22 protein-coding genes are annotated in these 21371 nt (G+C 72.3%); 17 read left to right on the top strand and 5 right to left on the bottom strand.

Going from position 1 to position 21371, the window contains the following annotated elements:
• Positions 1-8 precede the first annotated feature (8 nt).
• The 3 genes from purU to ABD127_RS11060 are packed head-to-tail and all read left to right on the top strand — an operon-like array spanning position 9 to position 2311.
• On the top strand, positions 9-848 hold the full coding sequence (gene purU, locus ABD127_RS11070; RefSeq protein WP_344201246.1) for a formyltetrahydrofolate deformylase: 840 nt from the start codon (positions 9-11) through the stop codon (positions 846-848).
• Positions 849-890: 42 nt separating this feature from the next.
• Positions 891-1676, top strand: a complete 786-nt coding sequence (locus ABD127_RS11065; protein ID WP_344201244.1) for a sugar phosphate isomerase/epimerase family protein — start codon at positions 891-893, stop codon at positions 1674-1676.
• Entirely contained in the window at positions 1676-2311 is a 636-nt protein-coding gene (locus ABD127_RS11060; RefSeq protein WP_344201241.1) for a LysE family translocator, read from the top strand. Before ABD127_RS11065 ends, ABD127_RS11060 begins: the two co-directional genes overlap by 1 nt.
• Positions 2312-2319: 8 nt before the next feature.
• Here the strand turns inward: ABD127_RS11060 and ABD127_RS11055 are convergent, their stop codons facing one another.
• Positions 2320-3276: a bile acid:sodium symporter family protein gene (locus ABD127_RS11055; RefSeq protein WP_344201239.1), complete on the bottom strand. Its 957-nt coding sequence runs from the start codon at positions 3274-3276 to the stop codon at positions 2320-2322.
• Between the two features lie 307 nt (positions 3277-3583).
• Between ABD127_RS11055 and proC the strand changes: the two genes are divergently transcribed.
• From proC to ABD127_RS11025, 6 genes are all read left to right on the top strand, one after another.
• A complete protein-coding gene (gene proC, locus ABD127_RS11050; RefSeq protein ID WP_344201237.1) occupies positions 3584-4381 on the top strand; it encodes a pyrroline-5-carboxylate reductase in 798 nt (265 codons plus the stop codon).
• Positions 4382-4454: 73 nt separating this feature from the next.
• Positions 4455-5636: an acetoin utilization protein AcuC gene (locus tag ABD127_RS11045; RefSeq protein ID WP_344201234.1), complete on the top strand. Its 1182-nt coding sequence runs from the start codon at positions 4455-4457 to the stop codon at positions 5634-5636.
• 180 nt (positions 5637-5816) lie between these two features.
• Positions 5817-6002: a helix-turn-helix domain-containing protein gene (locus ABD127_RS11040; protein WP_344201231.1), complete on the top strand. Its 186-nt coding sequence runs from the start codon at positions 5817-5819 to the stop codon at positions 6000-6002.
• Positions 6003-6134: 132 nt separating this feature from the next.
• On the top strand, positions 6135-6236 hold the full coding sequence (locus tag ABD127_RS11035; protein ID WP_012359487.1) for a 30S ribosomal protein bS22: 102 nt from the start codon (positions 6135-6137) through the stop codon (positions 6234-6236).
• A gap of 13 nt (positions 6237-6249) precedes the next feature.
• Entirely contained in the window at positions 6250-7227 is a 978-nt protein-coding gene (locus ABD127_RS11030) for an NAD-dependent epimerase/dehydratase family protein (protein WP_344201227.1), read from the top strand.
• Positions 7228-7302: 75 nt separating this feature from the next.
• Entirely contained in the window at positions 7303-8604 is a 1302-nt protein-coding gene (locus ABD127_RS11025; RefSeq protein ID WP_344201225.1) for a lysophospholipid acyltransferase family protein, read from the top strand.
• A gap of 220 nt (positions 8605-8824) precedes the next feature.
• Here the strand turns inward: ABD127_RS11025 and ABD127_RS11020 are convergent, their stop codons facing one another.
• The 3 genes from ABD127_RS11020 to ABD127_RS11010 all read right to left on the bottom strand — a co-directional run bounded on the left by ABD127_RS11020 (position 8825) and on the right by ABD127_RS11010 (position 11633).
• Complete coding sequence (locus ABD127_RS11020; protein ID WP_344201222.1) at positions 8825-9856, bottom strand: DUF5667 domain-containing protein; 1032 nt, start codon at positions 9854-9856, stop codon at positions 8825-8827.
• A gap of 103 nt (positions 9857-9959) precedes the next feature.
• Positions 9960-10661 carry a sigma-70 family RNA polymerase sigma factor gene (locus ABD127_RS11015; RefSeq protein WP_344201220.1) on the bottom strand — a complete coding sequence of 234 codons (702 nt, stop codon included), beginning with the start codon at positions 10659-10661 and terminating at the stop codon, positions 9960-9962.
• 75 nt (positions 10662-10736) lie between these two features.
• A complete protein-coding gene (locus tag ABD127_RS11010; RefSeq protein ID WP_344201217.1) occupies positions 10737-11633 on the bottom strand; it encodes an HAD family hydrolase in 897 nt (298 codons plus the stop codon).
• Positions 11634-11715: 82 nt separating this feature from the next.
• On the opposite strand from ABD127_RS11010, the gene ABD127_RS11005 reads away from it, so the two are divergent.
• From ABD127_RS11005 to hemB, 6 genes are all read left to right on the top strand, one after another.
• Positions 11716-13275, top strand: coding sequence for a class I adenylate-forming enzyme family protein (locus tag ABD127_RS11005; protein WP_344201215.1), 1560 nt, complete (start codon positions 11716-11718; stop codon positions 13273-13275).
• 10 nt (positions 13276-13285) lie between these two features.
• On the top strand, positions 13286-13555 hold the full coding sequence (locus tag ABD127_RS11000; RefSeq protein WP_344201212.1) for a glutaredoxin family protein: 270 nt from the start codon (positions 13286-13288) through the stop codon (positions 13553-13555).
• 173 nt (positions 13556-13728) lie between these two features.
• Entirely contained in the window at positions 13729-15018 is a 1290-nt protein-coding gene (locus ABD127_RS10995; protein ID WP_344201209.1) for a glutamyl-tRNA reductase, read from the top strand.
• A gap of 14 nt (positions 15019-15032) precedes the next feature.
• Positions 15033-15956, top strand: a complete 924-nt coding sequence (gene hemC / locus ABD127_RS10990; RefSeq protein ID WP_425545823.1) for a hydroxymethylbilane synthase — start codon at positions 15033-15035, stop codon at positions 15954-15956.
• A 71-nt stretch (positions 15957-16027) separates the two neighbouring features.
• Entirely contained in the window at positions 16028-17677 is a 1650-nt protein-coding gene (locus ABD127_RS10985; RefSeq protein ID WP_344201205.1) for a bifunctional uroporphyrinogen-III C-methyltransferase/uroporphyrinogen-III synthase, read from the top strand.
• A gap of 209 nt (positions 17678-17886) precedes the next feature.
• A complete protein-coding gene (gene hemB / locus ABD127_RS10980; RefSeq protein WP_344201202.1) occupies positions 17887-18861 on the top strand; it encodes a porphobilinogen synthase in 975 nt (324 codons plus the stop codon).
• On the opposite strand, the gene ABD127_RS10975 is transcribed toward hemB, so the two are convergent.
• Complete coding sequence (locus ABD127_RS10975; protein ID WP_344201200.1) at positions 18825-19751, bottom strand: EamA family transporter; 927 nt, start codon at positions 19749-19751, stop codon at positions 18825-18827. The two genes, hemB and ABD127_RS10975, sit on opposite strands and share 37 nt — an antisense overlap.
• 71 nt (positions 19752-19822) lie before the next feature.
• Between ABD127_RS10975 and ABD127_RS10970 the strand changes: the two genes are divergently transcribed.
• Both ABD127_RS10970 and ABD127_RS10965 read left to right on the top strand, forming a co-directional pair.
• Positions 19823-20722 (top strand): LysR family transcriptional regulator, encoded by a 900-nt coding sequence (locus ABD127_RS10970; protein ID WP_344201197.1) that lies wholly within the window; start codon positions 19823-19825, stop codon positions 20720-20722.
• A gap of 118 nt (positions 20723-20840) precedes the next feature.
• Positions 20841-21248, top strand: coding sequence for a YciI family protein (locus tag ABD127_RS10965; protein WP_344201194.1), 408 nt, complete (start codon positions 20841-20843; stop codon positions 21246-21248).
• Positions 21249-21371: the final 123 nt, after the last annotated feature.

Here is a 21371-nt window from a genome sequence, read left to right as displayed (position 1 = left end):
GACCACCCATGTCGACGACCATCGTGCTGACCTTGACGTGCCCCGACCGGGCCGGACTGGTCTACGCCGTGACCCGCTGGATCGCGGAGTCGGGCGGCAACATCCTCGACAGCCAGCAGTTCACCGACACGGCTGACAGCGAGTTCTTCCTGCGGGTCCACTTCGACCACCCGGAGCCGGTCGAGGCGCTGCGGGCGTCGTTCGTGCCGGTCGCGGCCGAGCACGCGATGCGCTTCCACCTCGTCGTCGCCGAGCAGCCCACGCGCACGCTCGTGATGGTCTCGAAGGAGGGGCACTGCCTCAACGACCTGCTCTACCGCCAGAGCACGGGCGCCCTGCCGATCGAGGTCCCTGCGGTGGTCTCGAACCACCGCGACCTCGAGCGCCTCGCGAGCACCTACGGCGTGCCGTTCCACCACGTGCCCACGGGCGACAAGGCCGCGGCCGAGGCCACGGTGCTGCGGCTCGTCGCGGAGCTCGACGTCGACCTGGTCGTGCTGGCGCGGTACATGCAGATCCTCAGTGACGACCTGTGCCGCTCGCTGTCGGGCCGCGCGATCAACATCCACCACAGCTTCCTGCCGAGCTTCAAGGGCGCGCGGCCGTACCACCAGGCGCACGACCGCGGGGTCAAGCTGATCGGTGCGACGGCCCACTACGTCACCGCCGACCTCGACGAGGGGCCGATCATCGACCAGGAGGTCCAGCGGGTCGACCACCGCATGACCCCGGCCGACCTGGCCCGCGTCGGCCGCGACGTCGAGGCCCGCACCCTCTCGCGCGCCGTGGCGCTGCACGCGGAGTCCCGCGTCCTCCTGAACGGCCCCCGCACCGTCGTCTTCAGCTGATCGCCCGCCCACGGGCTGGGCCGCGGGCCTAGGCTGGAGGTCGTGTCCACCCCCGTGCGCGTCTCGCTGTCGACGTCGTCGGTCTATCCCGGATCGACGGCCAGCGCCTTCGAGGCCGCCGCCCGCATCGGGTACGACGGCGTGGAGATCATGGTCGGCACCGACGAGGTCAGCGCCGACATCGACGCCGTCGCGCGCCTCGCGGAGTTTCACGAGATCCCCGTCGTGTCGGTGCACGCGCCGACGCTGCTGCTGACCCAGCGGGTCTGGGGCACCGAGCCATGGGGCAAGCTGCACCGCGCCGCCGACATGGCGCAGGCGGTCGGCTGCGACACGATCGTCGTGCACCCCCCGTTCCGCTGGCAGCGCGAGTACGCCGCCGAGTTCGTCCAGGGCATCGCCGACCTCGAGGTGGAGCACGGCATCACCTACGCCGTCGAGAACATGTATCCGTGGCGCACGGGGCGGCGCGAGTTCCAGGCCTACGCCCCCGACTGGGACCCGGTCGGGCAGGACTACGCGCACGTGACGGTCGACCTGTCGCACAGCGGCACCGCCCGCCAGGACCCGGTGCAGATGGTGCGCGACCTGGGCGACCGCCTCGCCCACGTGCACATCGCCGACAGCAAGGGCAGCGCCAAGGACGAGCACATGATCCCGGGCCGCGGTAGCCAGCCCTGCGCGGAGTTCCTCGGCGAGGTCGTCCGCAGCGGATATACCGGCGAGGTCGTCGTCGAGATCAACACCCGCAAGGCGCTCGACGCCCGCACCCGCGAGGACGACCTGATCGAGGCCCTCGACTTCTGCCGACGCCACCTGGAGGCCTGATGATCACGACCGGGCAGATGCTCGCCTTCGGCCTCGCGGCGCTCGTGCTGATCGCGATCCCGGGGCCCAGCGTCGTCTTCGTCATCGGCCGCGCGCTGGTCTACGGCCGTGCCGTCGCCCTGGCCACCGTGGTCGGCAACTCGCTCGGGCTGCTCGTCATCATCACCGCCGTCGCCCTGGGGCTTGGCGTCGTCGTGGCCGAGTCGATCGTGGTCTTCACGGTGATCAAGCTCGTCGGTGCGGCGTACCTGGTCTGGCTCGGCGTCCAGGCGCTGCGGCACCGCTCGGACTTCACGGCTCCGCAGGTCGGCGCCGCGAGGACCCTGCCCATCGCCACCGCGGTGCGCCAAGGCTTCGTCGTCGGCATCACCAACCCCAAGGCCTTCATGATCTTCGGGGCGGTGCTCCCGCAGTTCGTCGACCGCGGAGCCGGCCACCTTCCGGTCCAGATGCTGCTCCTCGGCCTGCTCGGGTTCGTGATCGGCCTGGTGTCCGACGGACTCTGGGCGCTCATCGCGAGCCGCCTGCGCGAGTGGTTCGCCCGATCGCCCCGCCGGGGTCAGGCCGTGGGCACGGTCGGCGGGGTCTCGATGGTCGGCCTGGGCGTCAGTCTCGCGGTCACGACGCACCGCTGACCGGCGCCTCAGGCGTCGTCGTCGGGGGCCGTCCGCCCGAGCCGCTCGGCCAGCACCGAGCTCACCAGGAGCTGCATCTGGTGGTAGATCATGAGCGGCAGCACGATCAGCGCCGCCGTCGATCCGGGGAACAGCACGGCGACCATCGGCAGCCCGCTCGCGAGGCTCTTGGTCGAGCCGCAGAACAGCAGGGCCATCCGGTCGGGCCGCTCGAAGCGGCACCAGCGACCGAGCAGCGTGGTCCAGGTCAGCGCCACGGCCAGCAGCACGGCGCAGATCGCGGCCACGATCGCGAACGACGACGCCGGCACGGCGGTCCAGATGTCGGCCTCCGCGCCCTCGCTGAACGCGACGTAGACGACCAGCAGGATCGTGCTGCGGTCGAAGCGCTTGAGCCACCCGTCATTGCGCTCCACCCACCGGCCGATCAGCGGACGCACGAGCTGGCCGGCCACGAACGGCGCGAACAGCTGAGCCACGATCCGCAGCACGGCGCCACCGTCGACGTGGGCGTCGCCGCCCATCAGCAGCGCGACGTACAGCGGGACGAGGAAGACGCCGACGAGGTTCGACATCGAGGCGCTGACGACCGCGGCGGCGGTGTTGCCGCGGGCGATGCGGGTGTAGACGACGCAGCCCTGCACGGTCGACGGCACCAGGCACAGCAGCAGCACGCCGGCCGTCAGCGGGCTCGGCACGACCGCCTCGGGCAGGAGTCGCACGCCCAGCCCCAGCGCGGGGAAGAACGCGAAGGTCGTCAGCATGATCGCGAGCTGCAGCTTCCAGTGCCGCAGGTTGCGCAGCGTCTCGGCGGTCGACAGCCGCGTGCCGTAGAGGAAGAAGAGCAGGCCGATCGTGACCGTCGCGGCGACCTTGACGACGTCGAGCCCGTCGCCCGTCGCGGGCAGGAACGTGCCGATTCCCGCGGCTCCGAGCAGGAGGAGCAGGAAGGGGTCGAGGCGCACCCGCCGACCCTACGCGGGCCGCAGGGTGGTCCACGGTGGGGTGACCGGTGCGGACCTGAGGTTCGCGATGATCTGGACGGGGCACGGCGAATCGCCCCCGGGCACGGCAAATTTGCCGTGTCCCCGGACCAATTGCCGTGCCCAGCACCGAGAACGGCCAGGTTCGGTCGGCCGAACCCCGGCTCTTCGTCCCTGCCGCTTGTCCCGCACCACGAGAGCCGTTCACCGACCGGTGGCTTCGAGGCTCGTCGCCAGAGCTCCTCGCACCTCAGCCAGCGGGACGATCGGCCCCGCCTAGGGTGGGGCCATGTCGACGATCGCGTTCCTCGGTGCCGGTGTCATGGGCGAGACGATCCTCGCCGCGATCCTCCGAGCGGGGCAGTCACCCGCCGACGTCCGGGTCGCCGAGAAGAACGCCGAGCGCGCCGACGACCTGCGGCAGACCCACGGGGTCACCGTGACCGAGGCGCTCGACGCCGTGACGGGGGCTGACGTCGTCGTCGTCGCGGTCAAGCCGCAGGACGTGCCCGCGGTGCTCGCCGACGTGGCCGGCGCGGTCTCTCCCTCGGCCACCGTCGTCTCGATCGCGGCCGGCGTCCGCACCGCGACGTTCGAGGCCGCCCTGCCCGCGGGCACCGCAGTGGTCCGCGCGATGCCGAACACCCCCGCGCTCGTCGGCGAGGGGATGTTCGGGGTGTCCGCCGGGTCGTCGTGCACCGACGCGCAGGTCCAGGCCGTCGCGGACCTGCTCGGCACCGCCGGCCGCGTCGTGGTGGTCGACGAGTCGCTGCAGGACGCCGTGACCGCCGTCTCGGGCTCCGGCCCCGCGTACGTCTTCTACCTCGTCGAGCAGATGATCGCCGGGGGAGTCGAGGCGGGCCTCGACCCGGCCACGGCCCGCACCCTCGCGACCCAGACGCTCCTCGGCGCCGCGACCCTGCTGGACCGCTCGGGCGACGAGCCCGCCGAGCTGCGTCGCCGGGTCACGTCGCCGGGCGGCACGACCGCAGCCGCGATCTCGACGTTCGACGAGACCGGGGTCGCCGACGGGCTCCGGGCCGGCGTCGTCGCGGCGGCCCGTCGCTCTGCAGAACTGTCCGGCTGACGCCGGGGGGCCGAACTGTCCGGCTGAGCGGGCCGCGCAGCGGTCAGGCGCCTGCGGGGACTACGCTCGAGAGGTGGGTCACAGTCCTCGCCCCGTCGTCGTGTTCGACGACGCCGTCTCGTCGTACGACTTCGGTCCGACGCACCCCATGGCGCCCGTCCGGGTCGAGCTGACGCTCGAGCTCGCCGGCGGCCTCGGCGTGCTCGACCACTTCGACCGGGTCGGCGCGGCCTCCGCCACCGACGACGAGCTCGCCTCGATCCACTCCGCGAGCTACATCGAGCGGGTCCAGAAGCTCAGCGCGCACCCGATCCACGTCGACATCGAGGCGGGCCTCGGCAACGACGACAACCCAGTGTTCGCCGGCATGCACGAGGTCAGCGCCCTGATCGCCGGCGCCAGCGTCGAGGCCGCGCGTCGGGTGTGGACCGGCCAGGCGCCCCGGGCGGCCAACGTCGCCGGCGGCCTGCACCACGCGATGCCCGACCGGGCCAGCGGCTTCTGCATCTACAACGACGTCGCCCTGGCGATCCAGTGGCTCCTCGACAACGGCGCCGAACGGGTCGCCTACGTCGATGTCGACGCCCACCACGGTGACGGCGTCCAGGCGATGTTCTGGAACGACCCGCGCGTGCTGACGATCTCGATCCACGAGGGCCCGCAGACCTTGTTCCCCGGCACCGGGTTCGCGACCGAGACCGGCGGCCCGGACGCCCCGGGGTCGGCCGTCAACATCCCCCTGCCGCCGGGCACGTCCGACGCCGGTTGGTTCCGGGCGTTCCACGCCGTCGTGCCCCAGATCCTGCGCGAGTTCTCGCCCGAGATCATGGTCACCCAGCACGGCTGCGACTCGCACATGGACGATCCGCTGACCAACCTGATGCTCAGCGTCGACGGTCAGCGCGAGTCCTACCTGGCGCTGCGAGGGCTGGCCGAGGAGCTCTGCGGGGGCAAGTGGGTCGTCACCGGGGGCGGTGGCTACGCGGTCTCGGAGGTTGTCCCGCGCGCCTGGACGCACCTGCTCGGCATCGTGGCCGACCACCCGATCGACCCCGCGACGCCCACCCCGGCCGAGTGGCAGTCGTTCGTGCAGCACCGCCGCGGCGTCGTCGCGCCGACCCGCATGGGCGACGGGCGCACTCCCAGCTATCGGCCCTGGGAGTCCGGCTACGACCCCGCGAGCTGGCTCGACCGCCAGATCAACGCCGCGCGGCAGGCGACCTTCCCGGCGTTCGGCATCGACCCGCTCTACTGACCCCTGCGGGGCGCGCGTGACGGGTGGGACCAACGTTCCCTGAGGGTCTCCTGAGACGAATTGGCCGAACCCCTGTACGCCTGGGAGTCGGACCCACTACGCTCCCAACAAGCACGCGCGCTGCCTCTCCGGTGGGGAAGCCGGAGAGCGCGCGTGCCCTAGCGCGAAAAGAGGAAGCAGATGGCGTCCGCTGGCGAGTTCCTGACGATTGCCGAAGTGGCCGCTCAGATGCGTGTCTCGAAGATGACCGTCTACCGGCTGGTGCACGGTGGCGACCTCGAGGCGGTCCGCGTCGGCCGCTCGTTCCGCGTCACGCAGCAGGCCGTCGATGCCTTCATCGACAAGTCCTTCTACCAGGCCGGCTGAGGCCGCTCTTCTCCTGCAGCCCACGACCCGGCACGCCTGTCGGGTCTCACTCCCGCTTGGCGGTGTGTGATGGGCTGGACGAGGCGGGTACGCTGAGCCGTCATCTCAACCAATCAGTACTGGGGTTTTTTCGTGGGTTCTGTCATCAAGAAGCGTCGCAAGCGGATGTCGAAGAAGAAGCACCGCAAGATGCTGAAGCGCACGCGCGTCCAGCGTCGCAAGCTCGGAAAGTAGTCCGGCCGGCGCCATGGGCAAGGTCGTTCTCGTCACCGGCGTGTCGGACTCGTTCGCCACGCTCGTGGCGCGGAACCTGGCCGACGAACCGACGATCGACAAGGTCGTCGGTGTCGACACCGTGCTGCCCGATGGCGACCTGACAGGCGTCAAGTTCGTCCGCGCCGACATCCGCACCCCGGTGATCGGCAAGGTCATCGCAGTCGAGGACGTCGACACCGTCGTGCACCTCGACCTGAGCCCGCAGGTGCGGGGTCGGGGCGGTGGCAAGGAGCTCAACGTCATCGGCACGATGCAGCTGCTGGCGGCCTGCCAGCGCTCGTCCGTCGTGTCCAAGCTCGTCCTGGGCTCGTCGACCGCGGTCTACGGGTCCTCCTCGCGCGACCCTGCGCTGTTCCGGGAGTCCACGAGCGCCCGTGGTGGCGTCCGGTCGGGGTTCCCGAAGGACATCGTCGAGGTCGAGGCGTACGTGCGCGGTTTCGCGCGCCGTCGCCCCGAGGTGCTGATCACGACCCTGCGCGCCGCCCACCTGCTCGACGCCGACCACTTCTCGCCGCTCGGCCAGTACTTCCGCAGCGCCCTGCTGCCGGCTGCGCTCGGCTACGACCCGCGCCTGCAGTTCGTGCACGTGCAGGACCTCCTGGAGATCCTGGTCGAGTCGGTGCGCAAGGACCGCCCGGGCACGTTCAACGTGGCCGGCGACGGCGTCGTGCTGCTGACCCAGGTCGCCCGGCGTCTCGGACGTCCGGTCGTGCCCGTGCCCCCGTTCGGCTTCGCCAGCGGTGCCCGCCGGGTGCTGCGCTCGGTCGGCTCCGACATCTCGCCCGACCTGCACCGCCTGCTGATGTACGGCCGCGCGGTCGACACCTCGGCGCTGCGCGACATCTTCGGCTTCGAGCCGACCTACTCGACCGCACAGGTCGTGGAGCAGTTCCGCGCGGCGATCCGCCCCGGAGTCCTGTCCGGCCTGGGAGGCGAAGCGCATGAGTGAGCGCCAGCGAACGAAAACGGGCAGTGTGCTCATGACGCTCCTGCCTATCGTGCACTTCTCTGAGGCAGGTGCGGCATGACTGAGGATCCGCGGAAGAACATCGGGGCCCGGTCGGCGAAGCCGGGGGCGGGACGCACGTCCCCGTCCACCGCGGCACGCTCGCTCGCGGGTGGCTCGGCGCCGCGCAAGCCCCCGACCAAGGCGAAGGCCAAGCCCACCACGGACGAGCCGGCCGAGCAGTCCGCCCCGAAGTCGGCGGCGAGGAAGCCCGCGGCCAAGAAGACCGCTCCGAAGAAGGCCGCGCCCAAGAAGTCGGCGGAGTCCGCCGACACCGCACGGCCCACGGCCAGCGCCTCGGCACGCAGCACCGCCACCGGTCGCCGCCTGCGCGCGGTCACGGAGGACGACGCGGCCCGCGCCGCAGCGGAGGCCGCCGAGGAGGCGCAGCGCCGCACCCGCTCGGCCGGCGCTGCTCCTGCCGCTGCCGGCATCCCGCTCGACGAGATCTTCACCGCCGTCGTCCAGGCCGCTCAGCGCGTCCTGGGCTCGGACTGGGAGGCGCGCCTCGCGACCCTGCTGGCCGCGCTGCGCCGACGGGTCAACGGCGAGTACGCCGTGGACGACTTCGGGTTCGACCCGCAGATCACCGAGGTCCTGATCAACGCCGTCGAGCCGCTGGCCGAGAAGTGGTTCCGCCTCGAGGTGCGCGGCATCGAGAACATCCCCGCCGACGGCGGTGCGCTCCTCGTGGCGAACCACTCCGGCACCGTGCCGATCGACGGCGTCATCACGGGCTACGCGGTCAAGAAGTACGCCAACCGCAACCTCCGCCCGCTGGGCGCCGACCTGGTCTTCGCGCTCCCGTTCGTCAGCCAGCTGGCCCGCAAGCTCGGCGCGACGCTGGCCTGCACCGAGGACGCCGAGCGCCTCCTCAGCAGCGGCGAGCTCGCCGGCGTGTGGCCCGAGGGCTTCAAGGGCATCGGCAAGCCGTACGCCGAGCGCTACAAGCTGCAGCGCTTCGGCCGCGGCGGCTTCGTGTCGTCCGCGATGCGGGCCCAGGTGCCGATCGTGCCGGTCTCGATCGTCGGCGCCGAGGAGATCTACCCGCTGATCGGCAACGTCCCGTCGCTGGCTCGCCTGATGGGGGTGCCGTACCTGCCGATCACCCCGTTCTTCCCGCTGCTCGGGCCGCTCGGCCTGATCCCGTTGCCGAGCAAGTGGATCATCGAGTTCGGCGAGCCGATCCGCACCGACGCCTACGAGCCCGAGGCGGCCGACGACCCGATGCTGCTGTTCAACGTCACCGACCAGGTGCGCGAGACGATCCAGCAGACGCTGTACAAGCTGCTCGTCGAGCGCGGCAGCGCGTTCTTCTGACCGCGGGAGCCGACCGCCTCCCGTGGCGCGCGACAAGCGGCATGGACCAGGAGCGGTGGCCTCCGGGTGCCGTCAGCTGACGGATGGTGCATGTCGGTAGTGCGGACTACCCGAACGCATCATCGTGAGCGCCCACCACGCCGTTGGTCCGTGCCGAACGTCGTGAACGCCACCGCCGGAGGCAGAACCGCTCAGCGGAGCCCCCGGGGGCCGCGGAGACTTACTTGTTGGTCCCGAGCAGGCCGCCGAGCAGCGTCGGCACGAGGCCGTTCTCGCCGAGCAGGCTGTCGACCAGCGGGGTCACGATCGGCACCTGCGGCACGGGCGTGGGCGTGGCGCTCGGGGCGAGCGGGAGCGACGGGGCGGCCGCCGACGGTGCCTTCGTGGGCGACGGGGCCGGAGCGGCCGTCGTCGGGCCGGAGGCCGTCGGCGCGGGGGCGGCGGACGGCGCGGTCGGTCCTGCGGACGGCGACGTCACGGCCGGGCCGGCGATCGTGGTGAGCTCGGGCAGCGAGATGGTGCTGCACTCGGTGCACAGCGCGCTGGCCTGCGTGGCGATCTCGCGGACGGTGTCCATCGCGAGCTCGAGCGGGGCGGAGGCCTCGGCGGGGAACAGCTCGGCCATGTCGGTCAGGGTCGTGGCGGACTCCGCCGCGAAGTCGTTGACCGACTCGACCGGGGCCGGCGTGGTGCCGTCGCCGTAGGCCGTGAAGAGATCAGCGGTGCCGGCGTCGGCCTGCTCGCGGAAGTCGGCGAGTGCCGAGGCGGACCGCTCGAGGTCGCCGCTGTCGGCGAGGTGCTCGGCCTCGGCCAGACGCTCGCGCGCCTGGTCGAGCTGCAGCTGGCCGCGGGACTCGTCGGAGCGCTGCAGCGCGAGCTCGACGTTCTCGACACCACGCTTGACGTTGTAGAGCATGTCGCCGGGGACGGCCTGCGCGCTGGACGCGATGATGCCGACACCGCCGACGGCGACGATCGCGGCGGCGCTGAGTCGACCGACCCGGCGACGCAGGCCGGTCGTGCGGGGGACGTGGACGACGGGCCGGGCCGTGACGGTGAGGACCTCGGGGGCCTCGGCCATCAGGCGCTCCCGCAGCGAGGCGCGGAACTCGTCGGACGGGGCGACGGTCGCGGCCGTGGCGCAGATCGCCTCGGCATGGCGGACGAGCTCGAGGACGCTGGAGTCGACGGCACCGGGCTTGCCCCGGAGAGCAGCCTCGAGAGCCTCAGCCTCGCGCTTGTGGGTCGTCATGATTCCTGCCTCGTTGCCGAACGGTCGTCACTGGTGGGAACGACCATGAGACGGGCGGAGTTACGGATCGTGACGCGAAAAGGACTGGCCAATGTCGTCGAGCTCATCGGACGTCCTCCGAGATGTTCTTCGCGAGACGTCGCACGGCGCGCAGCTGGAGCTGCTTGACGGCTCCCTCGCTGCGACCGAGCGCGGCAGCGGTCTGCGCGATCGACAAGCCCTGCATGAAGCGCATCAGGATGCAGTCGCGCTGCTCCTCCGGCAGGGAGTTGACGGCGGTCAGCAGCATCTCGTTGGAGACCAGGCTGAGGACCTCGTCCTCGGGGGTCGGCGGGCTGGAGCGCGTCTCGGGCACGGAGTCCGAGACGATCTCGAGCCGCGACCGGCTCGACTTGAAGTGGTCGGTGATCAGGTTGCGGGCGATCGTGGTGAGCCAGGCGCCGAAGTCCTTGCCCTGCCAGCTGAACCGGTTGATGGCGCGCAGGCCGCGCACGAACGTCTCGCTCGTCAGGTCCTCGGCGAGGGGCGCGGAGCCGACGCGGTAGTAGATGAACCGGTAGATCCCGTTGACGTAGTGGTCGTACAGCTGGCCGAACGCCTCGGAGTCGCCCTGGACGGCGAGGTCGACGAGGGCGCGCAGGCGCTGGGCCTCGGGATCGAGCTGCGGGTCCGGGTCCGAGCCACCGGCCCCGCCGGGGCTCGCGGCGGTGCCGACGTGCGCGAGGGCGACCAGGAGCGAGGGATCGTCGGCATGGGCGCCGGCCATCGCCAGCACCGTGCGCAGATCTCCCAGATGCTCCCTCATGATCCCTCCCAGATCATCGGCAGTCTAACCCGCGACGGGACTTTCGCCCAGGGAATTCGGAAAAGGACCCGGGCTTCAGCGACGCAGGCGTCGAGCGACCTGCCAGCCGGCCACGGCGAGCCCGGCGACGCCGGCGCTGCGGGCCCCGGCGAGCGCCACACGGCGACCCGTCCGGTAGTCGCGGATCTCCCAGCCGTTGGCCTTGGCGTGCGACCGCAGCGTCGCGTCGGGGTTGACCGCGCAGGGGTGGCCGACGAGCGAGAGCATCGGCAGGTCGTTGCTGGAGTCGGAGTACGCCGAGCAGCGGGCCAGGTCGAGCTTCTCGCGCTCGGCGATCGCCCGGACGGCCACGGCCTTGCCCTCGCCGTGCAGCATCTCGCCGACCAGCTCGCCGGTGTAGACGCCGTCGACGTGCTCGGCGACCGTGCCGAGCGCGCCGGTCAGGCCGAGGCGGCGGGCGATGACCTGGGCGATCTCGATGGGCGCTGCGGTCACGAGCCAGACCCGCTGACCACGGTCGAGGTGGGTCTGGGCGATCGCGCGGGTGCCGGGCCAGATCTTGTGGGCCATGTGCTCGTCGAAGATCTCCTCGCCGATCTCCTCGAGCTCGGCGACGCTGTGGCCCGCGATGAACGAGAGGGCCGACGACCGCGCCTTGGCGATGTGCTCGGGGTCCTCGATGCCCGAGATGCGGAAGTACGCCTGCTGCCAGACCGCTCCGAGGAGGTCGCGGCCCGAGAAGAAGTCACGCCGGTAGAGGCCGCGGGCGAGGTGGAAGATCGAGGCGCCCTGCATGATCGTGTTGTCGACGTCGAAGAAGGCTGCGGCCCTCGGATCAGCCTGGGGCGCGAGGGCGATCTCGACCTCGGCGGACGCCGCTGCCGCCTGTCCGGCCAGCACCGAGCGCGACTTGAGGTTGCGCCGCCGGTCGGCCGGCGAGACGGGCCGGGGAGCGGACGGCGGGCGAGTCATGTCCGCGAGGCTACCGCGCGTCAGGAGACCGGGGGAGAGGTTAGCCCGCGAGGTGGCCGGGCGGTGTGGAAGAGTTGTCGCCGTGACCGTGAACGTCAGCGAGATCCTCGCCGTCGCCGCGCGCCGCGACCCGCAGGGCACCGCCCTGATCGAGGTCCGTGACGGGCGACGTGTCGTCACGTGGGCCGAGCTCGACGCGGCGGCCGACGCGGTGTCACGCGGCCTCAGCGCGCGGGGCCTGCGTGCCGGCCACCGGGTGGCGCTCGTGATGGCCAACCGCATCGACCTCGTCATCGCCTACTTCGCGGTCCTGCGGGGCGGCATGGTCGCGGTCCCCGTCAACCCGCGCTCGACCCCGCGCGAGGTCGAGCGGATGCTCGCCGACTCCGGCGCGCGCGTCGTGCTGGCCGACGGTGCAGCCGTCGAGGCGGTGCGTGCCGCCGCCACGACGATCGAGCACCTCACGGTCGTCGTCGACGGCCCCGCGCCCGAGGGCGACGAGGTCGCCTTCGCCGCCTTCCTCGACGCCGCGGTCGCGTCGACGCCGGCGGCGCCCGCCGACCCGGAGTCGCTCGCGGTCATCCTCTACACCTCGGGCACCAGCGGCCGTCCGCGCGGCGTGATGCTGTCGCACCGCGCCCTGCTGGCCAACATCGAGCAGGTCGCGACCCTCGACGTCGTCGGTGCCGACGACGTGTGCCTCGGTCTCCTGCCGATGTTCCACATCTACGGGCTCAACTGCGTGCTGGGCCAGGCGGTCCACCAGGGCTCGCCGCTCGTGCTGGTCGACGGCTTCGACCCCGACGGGCTGCTCGAGCTCGTCGGCGCGGAGGGCATCACCTACCTTCCCGTCGCGCCGCCCGTCGTCGCCGCGTGGTCCGGGCGCTCCGACCTGCGCGAGAAGCTGGCCTCGGTCCGCGTGGTCGTCTCCGGTGCGTCGGCGCTGGACCCCGACCTGGCCCGCGACTTCCGCGAGTCGTCCGGTCATGCGATCGAGCAGGGCTACGGCCTCACCGAGGCGTCGCCCGTCATCGCCGTCACGATCGGCGCGACCCGCGGCCCCGACGGCGAGCCCAAGGCGCACTCGGTCGGCGCGGTGCTCCCGGGCATCGAGATCCGGGTCGTCGAGACCGTCGACGGCACCGAGGCCCGTCCGGGCGACCCGGCCGAGATCTGGGTCCGGGGCGCCAACCTGCTCTCGGGCTACTGGCCCGACGCGGTCGACGGCCCCGACGCCGACGGCTGGTACCCCACGGGCGACGTGGGCCTGCTCGACGCCGACGGCGACCTCACGCTGGTCGACCGGCTGCGCGAGCTCGTGATCGTCTCGGGCTTCAACGTCTACCCGAGCGAGGTCGAGGACGTCATCTCGGAGGCGCCGGGCGTCGACCAGGTCGCCGTCGTGGGCCTGCCCCACGAGGAGACCGGCGAGCAGGTCATCGCCTTCGTCGTCCCGCTCGCCGGGGCCGACGCCGACGAGGTGCGGGCCGCCGTCAGCGCCGCGTGCCGCACCCGGCTCGCCCGCTTCAAGCAGCCCACCACGATCGAGGTCGTGCAGGGCCTGCCGTACTCCGCCACCGGCAAGGTCGCGAAGGGCCGCCTCCGGGCGCTGGCTCGCGGCACGGCGCTCGGTCTGCGGTGACGGGCGCGCCGTGAGCACCGGCATCGACCCGGAGGTCCTGGCGTCGGCGCGGGTCGTCGTGGTCTCCCGCGACGGCTGTCACCTCTGCGAGGCGGCCGAACAGGTCGTGGCCCAGGTGACCGCGGAGACCGGTGAGACCTGGGTGCGCGTCGACGTCGACGCCGATCCGGCGCTGGTCGAGCGGTACGCCGACGAGGTGCCCGTGACGTTCGTCGACGGGCGTCAGCACGACTTCTGGCGGGTCGATCCCGATCGGCTGCGTCAGGCCCTCGCGGGCTGAGTCCGACGACGTCACACGTGACGATTTGGTGAACCAGGAGACCGGATCGTAGACTGTGCAGGCGCCGCAGGCCTGTCCCGACAGGGAAATCCCGAGGTCGCGCGGTGCAGGAGCACTGTGACAATTCTGCCCTACTGCCCCCGTGACGGAGCAGGCACCCCGGTGGTGAGCGCATGAGCGTTCTCGTCCTGGGGATGTCCCACCGCACGGCACCCATCGAGGTGCTCGAGCGCGCCTCCCTCGACACCGACGACGGCGTGAAGCTGTCGCACAAGGTGCTCGAGTCGGCCCACATCACCGAGTCCGTCGTCATCTCGACCTGCAACCGGGTCGAGGTCTACGTCGAGGCCGAGCGCTTCCACGGCGCGATCGAGGAGCTGTCGCGGCTGTTCGCCGAGCATGCAGGCCTCGGGCGTGACGAGCTCGTGCACCACCTCTACGTGCACTACGACGACGCCGCCGTGGCCCACCTGTTCTCCGTGGCCTCGGGCCTGGACTCGATGATCCTGGGCGAGAGCCAGATCCTCGGGCAGGTCCGCCTGTCGCTGCAGTCGGCCCAGGCCGAGTCGACCGTCGGACCCGCGCTCAACGCGCTGTTCCAGCAGGCCTTGCGCATCGGCAAGCGTGGGCACGCCGAGACCGGCATCGACCGGCTGGCGCCCTCGGTGGTCACCGCGGCCCTCGACGCCGTCGGCGAGACCACGCCCGAGACCCGCTACCTCGTCGCCGGAGCCGGCACGATGGCGAGCCTCGCGGTCCGCACGCTGATGGACCGCGGCATCGCCCCCGAGCGGGTCATGGTCACCAACCGCACGTACCAGCGCGCCTACGAGCTCGTCGCGACGTTCGGCGTCGGGGCGGTGCGCTGGGAGGCGCTGGACGTCGAGCTGCAGGCCGCCGACGTGCTGATCAGCTGCACGGGAGCCACCGGCGTCGTGTTCGACCGCGACCGCATCGAGCGGGCCACGTCCGACGGTCGTCCGATGACGGTCGTCGACCTCGCGCTGCCCCGCGACATCGCGGCCGAGGCGGCGTCGCTGCCGCACGTGACCCACATCGACATGCAGGTCCTGGCCGAGCTGGCCGCCGACTCCGAGGTCGTCGCCGACGTCGCCGCCGTGCGCTCGATCGTCGACGGCGAGGTCGGCACGTTCCTGGCCGCCAAGTCGGCCTCGCGGGTCACGCCCACCGTCAAGGCCCTGCGCGGGATGGCCACCGAGATCGTCCAGGCCGAGAGCGACCGTCTGGAGGCTCGCCTCGGCGACCTCACCGACGCTCAGCGCGCCGAGGTCCGTCAGGCCCTGCGGCGCGTCTCCGACAAGCTGCTCCACCAGCCCACGGTGCGCGTGCAGCAGCTCGCCGACGGCCCGAACGGCCTGACGTACGCCGACGCGCTGGCCGACCTGTTCGCGCTCGACCCGGCCGCGGTTGACCGCGTCTCGGCCGCGAAGGAGGGCTCATGACCGGCCCCCAGTCGCTGCCGGCGCTGCGCCTCGGCACGCGGGCCAGCCAGCTCGCCCGCACGCAGTCCGGTCACGTCGCCGCCCGGCTGACCGAGCTGACCGGCCGTGAAGTCGAGCTCGTCACGATCAGCACCGAGGGCGACCGCTCGTCGGCCCCGCTCGACCAGATCGGCGGCACCGGCGTGTTCGTCGCGGCCCTGCGCGAGGCGCTCGTCGCCGACCAGGTCGACTTCGCGGTGCACTCGCTCAAGGACCTGCCCACCGCCGACGACCCGCGCCTCGTGCTGGCCGCCGTGCCGCCCCGCGAGGACGTCCGCGACGCGCTCGTCGCCCGCGACGGCCTGACCCTGGGCGAGCTGCCGGTCGGCTCCACGATCGGCACGGGCTCGCCCCGTCGAGCGGCGCAGATCAACGCGCTTGGCCTCGGGGTCGAGATCGTCCCGATCCGCGGCAACGTCGACACCCGGCTGGGCAAGGTCCGTTCCGGCGAGGTCGACGCGGTCGTGCTCGCCCGCGCGGGCCTCCTGCGGCTCGAGCGGGCCGACGAGGCCACCGAGGTGCTCGACCCCATCCAGGTGCTCCCCGCCCCCGGGCAGGGTGCGCTGGCGGTCGAGTGCCGGGCCGACCGACCTGATCTCATCACGCTGCTCGCGGTGCTCGACGACGTCGACACCCGGGCGGCCGTCACGGCCGAGCGCACGTTGCTCGCCACGCTGGAGGCCGGCTGCAGCGCACCGGTCGGAGCCCTCGCCGAGGTCGCCTGGGGCGACGACGGCGACGAGCTCTGGCTGCGCGCGGTCGTCGCCGACCCCTCCGGCAACCCGTCCATCCGCCTGTCCGCGACCGGGGTCCCCACCGACGCCGCCGCGCTCGGACATCGTCTCGCCACCGAGATGCTGGCCGAGGGAGCCGACCAGATCATGGCGCCCGTCGCCTGACCTCCGGCCCCGACCCGACCAACCCGCAGACCTCGTCACCGAGAACGTCTGCACCAGAAGGAAGAACCCACGTGACCACCACCACCGCGACGCCGGACCCCACGACGTCTGCGCCGACGGGCACCGCGCCGGCGCGTGCCAGCAAGCCGGGCAAGAAGCTCGGTCGTGTCAGCTTCGTCGGCGCCGGGCCCGGCGACGCCAGCCTGCTGACCGTGCGTGCCGCCGAGCTGCTCGCCCAGGCCGACGTCGTCATCACCGAGCTTCCCGAGCAGGAGGCCCTGGTCCTCAACGGCGCCGAGATCGTCGACGGCGGCCTCGGCGAGGACGGCGAGACGCTGACGCACGCTGCTCGCGCCCGCCTCGTCGTGCGGCACGCCAAGACCGGCGCCCACGTCGTGCGCCTCATCAGCGGCGACCCCTTCACGTACGCCACGGCGCCCGAGGAGGCGGCCGCGTGCTCGAAGGCCGGCATCGAGTTCGAGGTCGTCCCCGGTATCTCCTCGGTGCAGGCCGTCCCGGCCTACGCCGGCGTCCCGCTGACCAACCGCCAGCACCGCGAGTTCCGCGTCATCAGCGTGGGCGACACGTCGGTCGCGTGGACCGAGCTGAGCGGCGACGACACGCTCGTCCTGCTCTCGGCGGTCGCGCGCATCGGTGAGGCCGCCGACGGCCTGATCGCCGCCGGTCGCTCGCCGCAGACGCCCGTCGCCATGACGCGCGTCGGCACCACGACCGAGCAGAGCACGATCGTCTCGACGCTCGAGGGCATCGCGGCCGACGCGAAGGCCGCGGGCATGACCTCCCCGGCCATCACGGTCGTCGGCGAGGTCGTGCAGATGCGCGACGCGCTCTCCTGGTTCGAGACCAAGCCCCTGTACGGCTGGCGCATCCTGGTGCCCCGCACCAAGGAGCAGTCGGCCTCCCTGGCCGCCCGCCTGCGCGGCTACGGCGCGGTCTCCGAGGAGGTCCCGACGATCTCGGTGGAGCCGCCCCGCAACCCGCAGCAGATGGACAAGGCCGTGCGTGGCCTGGTCGAGGGCCGCTACGAGTGGGTCGCGTTCACGAGCGTCAACGCCGTCAAGGCCGTGCGCGAGAAGTTCGAGGAGTACGGGCTCGACGCCCGCGCCTTCTCGGGGCTGAAGATCGCCGCGGTCGGCGAGAAGACCGCCGAGGCCATCGCGACGTGGGGCATCCGGCCCGACCTGGTGCCGAGCGGCGAGCAGAGCGCTCGCGGGCTGGTCGAGGACTGGCCGCCGTACGACGAGACGCTCGACCCGATCAACCGGGTCTTCCTGCCGCGCGCCGACATCGCGACCGAGACCCTCGTGGCCGGTCTGATCGAGCTCGGCTGGGAGGTCGACGACGTCACGGCGTACCGCACCGTCCGGGCGGCCCCGCCGCCGGCGCCGACGCGCGACGCGATCAAGACCGGCAAGTTCGACTCGGTCCTGTTCACGTCGAGCTCGACGGTTCGCAACCTCGTGGGCATCGCGGGCAAGCCGCACCCGTCGACGATCATCGCGTGCATCGGTCCGGCCACGGCCAAGACCGCCGAGGAGCACGGGCTGCGCGTCGACGTCATGGCCGAGTCGCCGTCCGTCGAGGTCCTGGCCGACGCGCTCGCCGCGTTCGGCGCCGCCCGGCGCGTGGCGTTCCTGGAGGCGGGCGAGCCCGTCACCAAGCCGTCCCAGCGCCGCCCGTCCAGCCGGCGCAAGGCCTGACGAAGGCTCGAGAGGGGTCGTGGTCGCTTCGGCGGCCACGGCCCCTCGGTCGCCCCCGGGAGGGACCGGCGATGATGCATCGGGGTAGCTGGCACTACCGCATTGCATCAGCGGCGGTCGACCGGGCGTGAGGAACGATGCATCCGGGCAGCCGGAGCGACCCTGATGCATCATCGCCGGTTCTCCGACCTCGGACTACCCTCGAACGCATGACGAACCTGCCGCACCGACCGCGTCGCCTGCGGGCGACCCCGGCCACCCGGCGCCTCGTGCGCGAGACCCACACGGTGGCCTCGCAGCTCGTGCTGCCGATGTTCGTGGCCGAGGGGATCGACGAGCCGCGACCGATCTCGAGCATGCCGGGCGTCGTCCAGCACACGCGTGAGTCGGCGAAGAAGGCGTATCGCGAGGCCGCGGAGCTGGGGCTCGGCGGCGTGATGTTGTTCGGCGTGCCGGAGCACAAGGACGCCACGGGCTCCGGAGCGCTCCGCCCCGACGGCATCCTCAACCTGGCCATCGCCGATGCCCGCGCGGAGGTCGGCGACGACCTGCTCGTCATGAGCGACCTGTGCCTCGACGAGTTCACCGACCACGGCCACTGCGGCGTGCTCGACGGCCAGGGCCGGGTCGACAACGACGCGACGCTCGCGGTGTACGCCCAGATGGGCCTCGCCCAGGCGCAGGCCGGAGCCCACTGGGTCGGTCCGAGCGGGATGATGGACGGCCAGGTGGGCGTGGTCCGGTCGGCGCTGGACGCCGCGGGTCACGACGACGTCGCGATCATCGCCTACACCGCGAAGTACGCGTCGGCCTTCTACGGCCCGTTCCGCGAGGCCGTCGACTCCTCCCTCCAGGGCGACCGGCGCACCTACCAGCAGGATCCGGCGAACGCCCGCGAGGCGATGCGCGAGCTCGAGCTCGACCTGGTCGAGGGTGCCGACGTCGTGATGGTCAAGCCGGCCCTCGGCTACCTCGACCTGGTCGCGAAGGTCCGCGAGCGCACCGACGTCCCGGTCGCCGCCTACAACGTCTCCGGCGAGTACGCGATGGTCGAGGCTGCCGCCGCCCAGGGCTGGATCGACCGCGACCGGGCGATCGAGGAGACCGTCACGTCAATCCGCCGCGCGGGCGCCGACATCGTGCTGACCTACTGGGCAGCCGAGCTCGCCAGCCGCCTGCGCTGACGTCGGGTGCCGACCAGGTCGGGCACCCGCGGCAGCCGGCCCGACCACAGGACGCCCGCGACGACCAGCAGGCCTCCGGCGAGCGCCAGGCCCGAGGGTCGCTCGTCGAGCACGAGGGCTGCGGTCAGCATGCCCACGACGGGCACGAGCATCGAGAACGGCGCGACGACGCCGGCCGGGTGACGCTTCATGAGCCAGACCCAGATCCCCGAGCCGACGATCGTGCCGAGGAGGACGGTGTAGGCCAGCCCGATCCAGGCCGGGACGGCCTCGGCCGTCGCGGCGGTCGCCCAGGCGTCGCCGATCTCCGCGGGGCCCTCGACGACGAGCGACAGGGCGAGCATCGGCAGCGGCGGCACGACCGCCATCCAGAGGATCAGGTGCAGCGGCTTGTCAGGGGCGGCGAGACGGGTCGAGATGTTGCCGAACGCCCAGCCGAGCGCGCCGAGCAGCACGAGCGCGAACGGCCACCAGCCGCCGGCACCGCCGCGGGAGATGCCCACCAGGCCCAGGCCGGCGACCGCCGCGGCGATCCCCACCACGCGCCGCGGTGACAGCGACTCCCGCAGGAGCAGCGCGCCCAGCACGACCGTGAACGGCGCCGACGCCTGGAGCACGAGCGACGCGAGGCCCGTGGGGAACCCGGCCGCCATCCCGAGGTACAGCCCGAGGAACTGGACGACACCGAAGCCGAGTCCGTACCCGACGAGCCACCGGGTCGGCACCTGAGGTCGCGGCACGAAGAGCAGTGCGGGCACCGCGATCAGGGCGAAGCGGAGTGCGACGAGGAAGATCGGCGGGAACTGCTGCAGCGAGGCGTGGATCGCGAGGAAGTTGACGCCCCAGAGGACGGCGACGAGGCAGGCGAGGGCGATGTGGCGGGCGGGCACCCCCTGAGTCTGGAGGCCGGTTCTGTGTAGCACCAGCGAATAGTTCTGCATCAAGTCATTAGGATGCCTTCATGGACGTCCGTCACCTCCAGCTCCTGCGCGAGCTCGGCGAGCGGGGCACGCTGGCCGCCGTCGCCGCCGCCACCCATCGCACCCCGTCCGCGGTGTCGCAGCAGCTGAGGACCGCCGAGCGGGAGCTGGGCGTCGCCCTGGTCGAGCCGTTCTCGCGCGGGGTCAGGTTGACCGGGGCGGGCCAGATCCTGGCCGAGGGGGCAGGATCGGTCAGTGCCGCGCTCGCGCAGGTGCGGGCCAGGCTCGACGCGAGCCTCGGCGAACCGCGGGGTGCGGTCACGATCGGGACGCTGCCGAGCGCGGGGGAGGCCCTGCTGCCCGGCCTCGTGCGTCGCCTCGACGGATCCGCGATCCAGCTGCAGGTCGACGACTTCGACCTGGCGGAGGCCGACTTCCCGACCCGGGCGAACGACGTCGACGTCGTGATCGCGCACAGTCTGGCCGGCGACGTCCCCCGGGGAGCCGAAGGGCTGGTCGTCACGCCGCTGGTGCGCGAGCCGATCGACGTGGCGATGACGAGCGGGCACCCGCTCGCGGGGCGCGACCGGCTGCGCCCGGAGGACCTCGTCGGCTCGACGTGGATCGGCGTGCCGGTCGGCTACCCGTTCGACACGATCCTCACGGCGGTCGAGAACCGCACGGGTCAGCCGCTCGAGCGCCGCCTCCGGCTGCGCGACAACCACCTCGTCGAGGCGCTCGTCGGGTCCGGGGTCGGCCTGGCGCTGCTGCCGCGCTTCACGACCCGCCCGCGCCCGGGCGTCGTCCTGCGACCGCTGGACGGGGTGCGGGCGGTGCGCAGCATCGTGGCGCTGAGCCGGCCCGATCGCGCGGCGCGCCTCGCCGTCCGCACGGTCGTCGAGCACCTCGTGCACAGCGGCGAGGACCTCGAGGCCGGCTGATCTGGCGCGAGCAGGATCGGACGGAGAAAAATTCGGCCGCGATGTCGAGAACCTGCGGGTGGTTCCGTCCCCGGTACGAACGCGACCACAATGGGTCGCACACTCGGAGGAGAACATCATGGCGAAGTACCTGCTGCTCAAGCACTACCGCGGAGCCCCGGCGTCGCGCAACGACATCCCCATGGACCAGTGGACGCCCGACGAGATCACCGACCACATCCAGTACATGAACGACTTCGCGCAGCGGCTCGAGGGCACGGGCGAGTTCGTCGACGGCCAGGCGCTCGCACCCGACGGCCTCTGGGTCCAGCACGGCGGCGAGGGGAAGCCGCCGGTCACCGACGGCCCGTTCGCCGAGACGAAGGACCTGATCGCCGGCTGGATGATCATCGACGTCGACAGCCAGGAGCGTGCCGTCGAGCTCGCGGGCGAGCTCTCGGCGGCGCCGGGCGCCGGTGGGCGTCCGATCCACGAGTGGCTGGAGGTGCGGCCGTTCCTGACCGCGCCGCCGACCATCACGGAGTGACCGGCAGGCCTCGTGGACGACGCTGAGGTCGACCCTGCCTTCGACCCCGCCCTCCTGCGGCGCCTGACGCCCAGCGTGCTCGGCATCCTCGTCCGCCGCGGAGCAGACTTCGCGGCGGCCGAG

It is taken from the genome of Aeromicrobium alkaliterrae, assembly GCF_039529015.1.
In the GTDB taxonomy this organism is placed as follows: domain Bacteria; phylum Actinomycetota; class Actinomycetes; order Propionibacteriales; family Nocardioidaceae; genus Aeromicrobium; species Aeromicrobium alkaliterrae.
The sequence above is the reverse complement of the archived record's forward strand: the minus strand, read 5'-3'. Positions and strand labels throughout refer to the sequence as shown.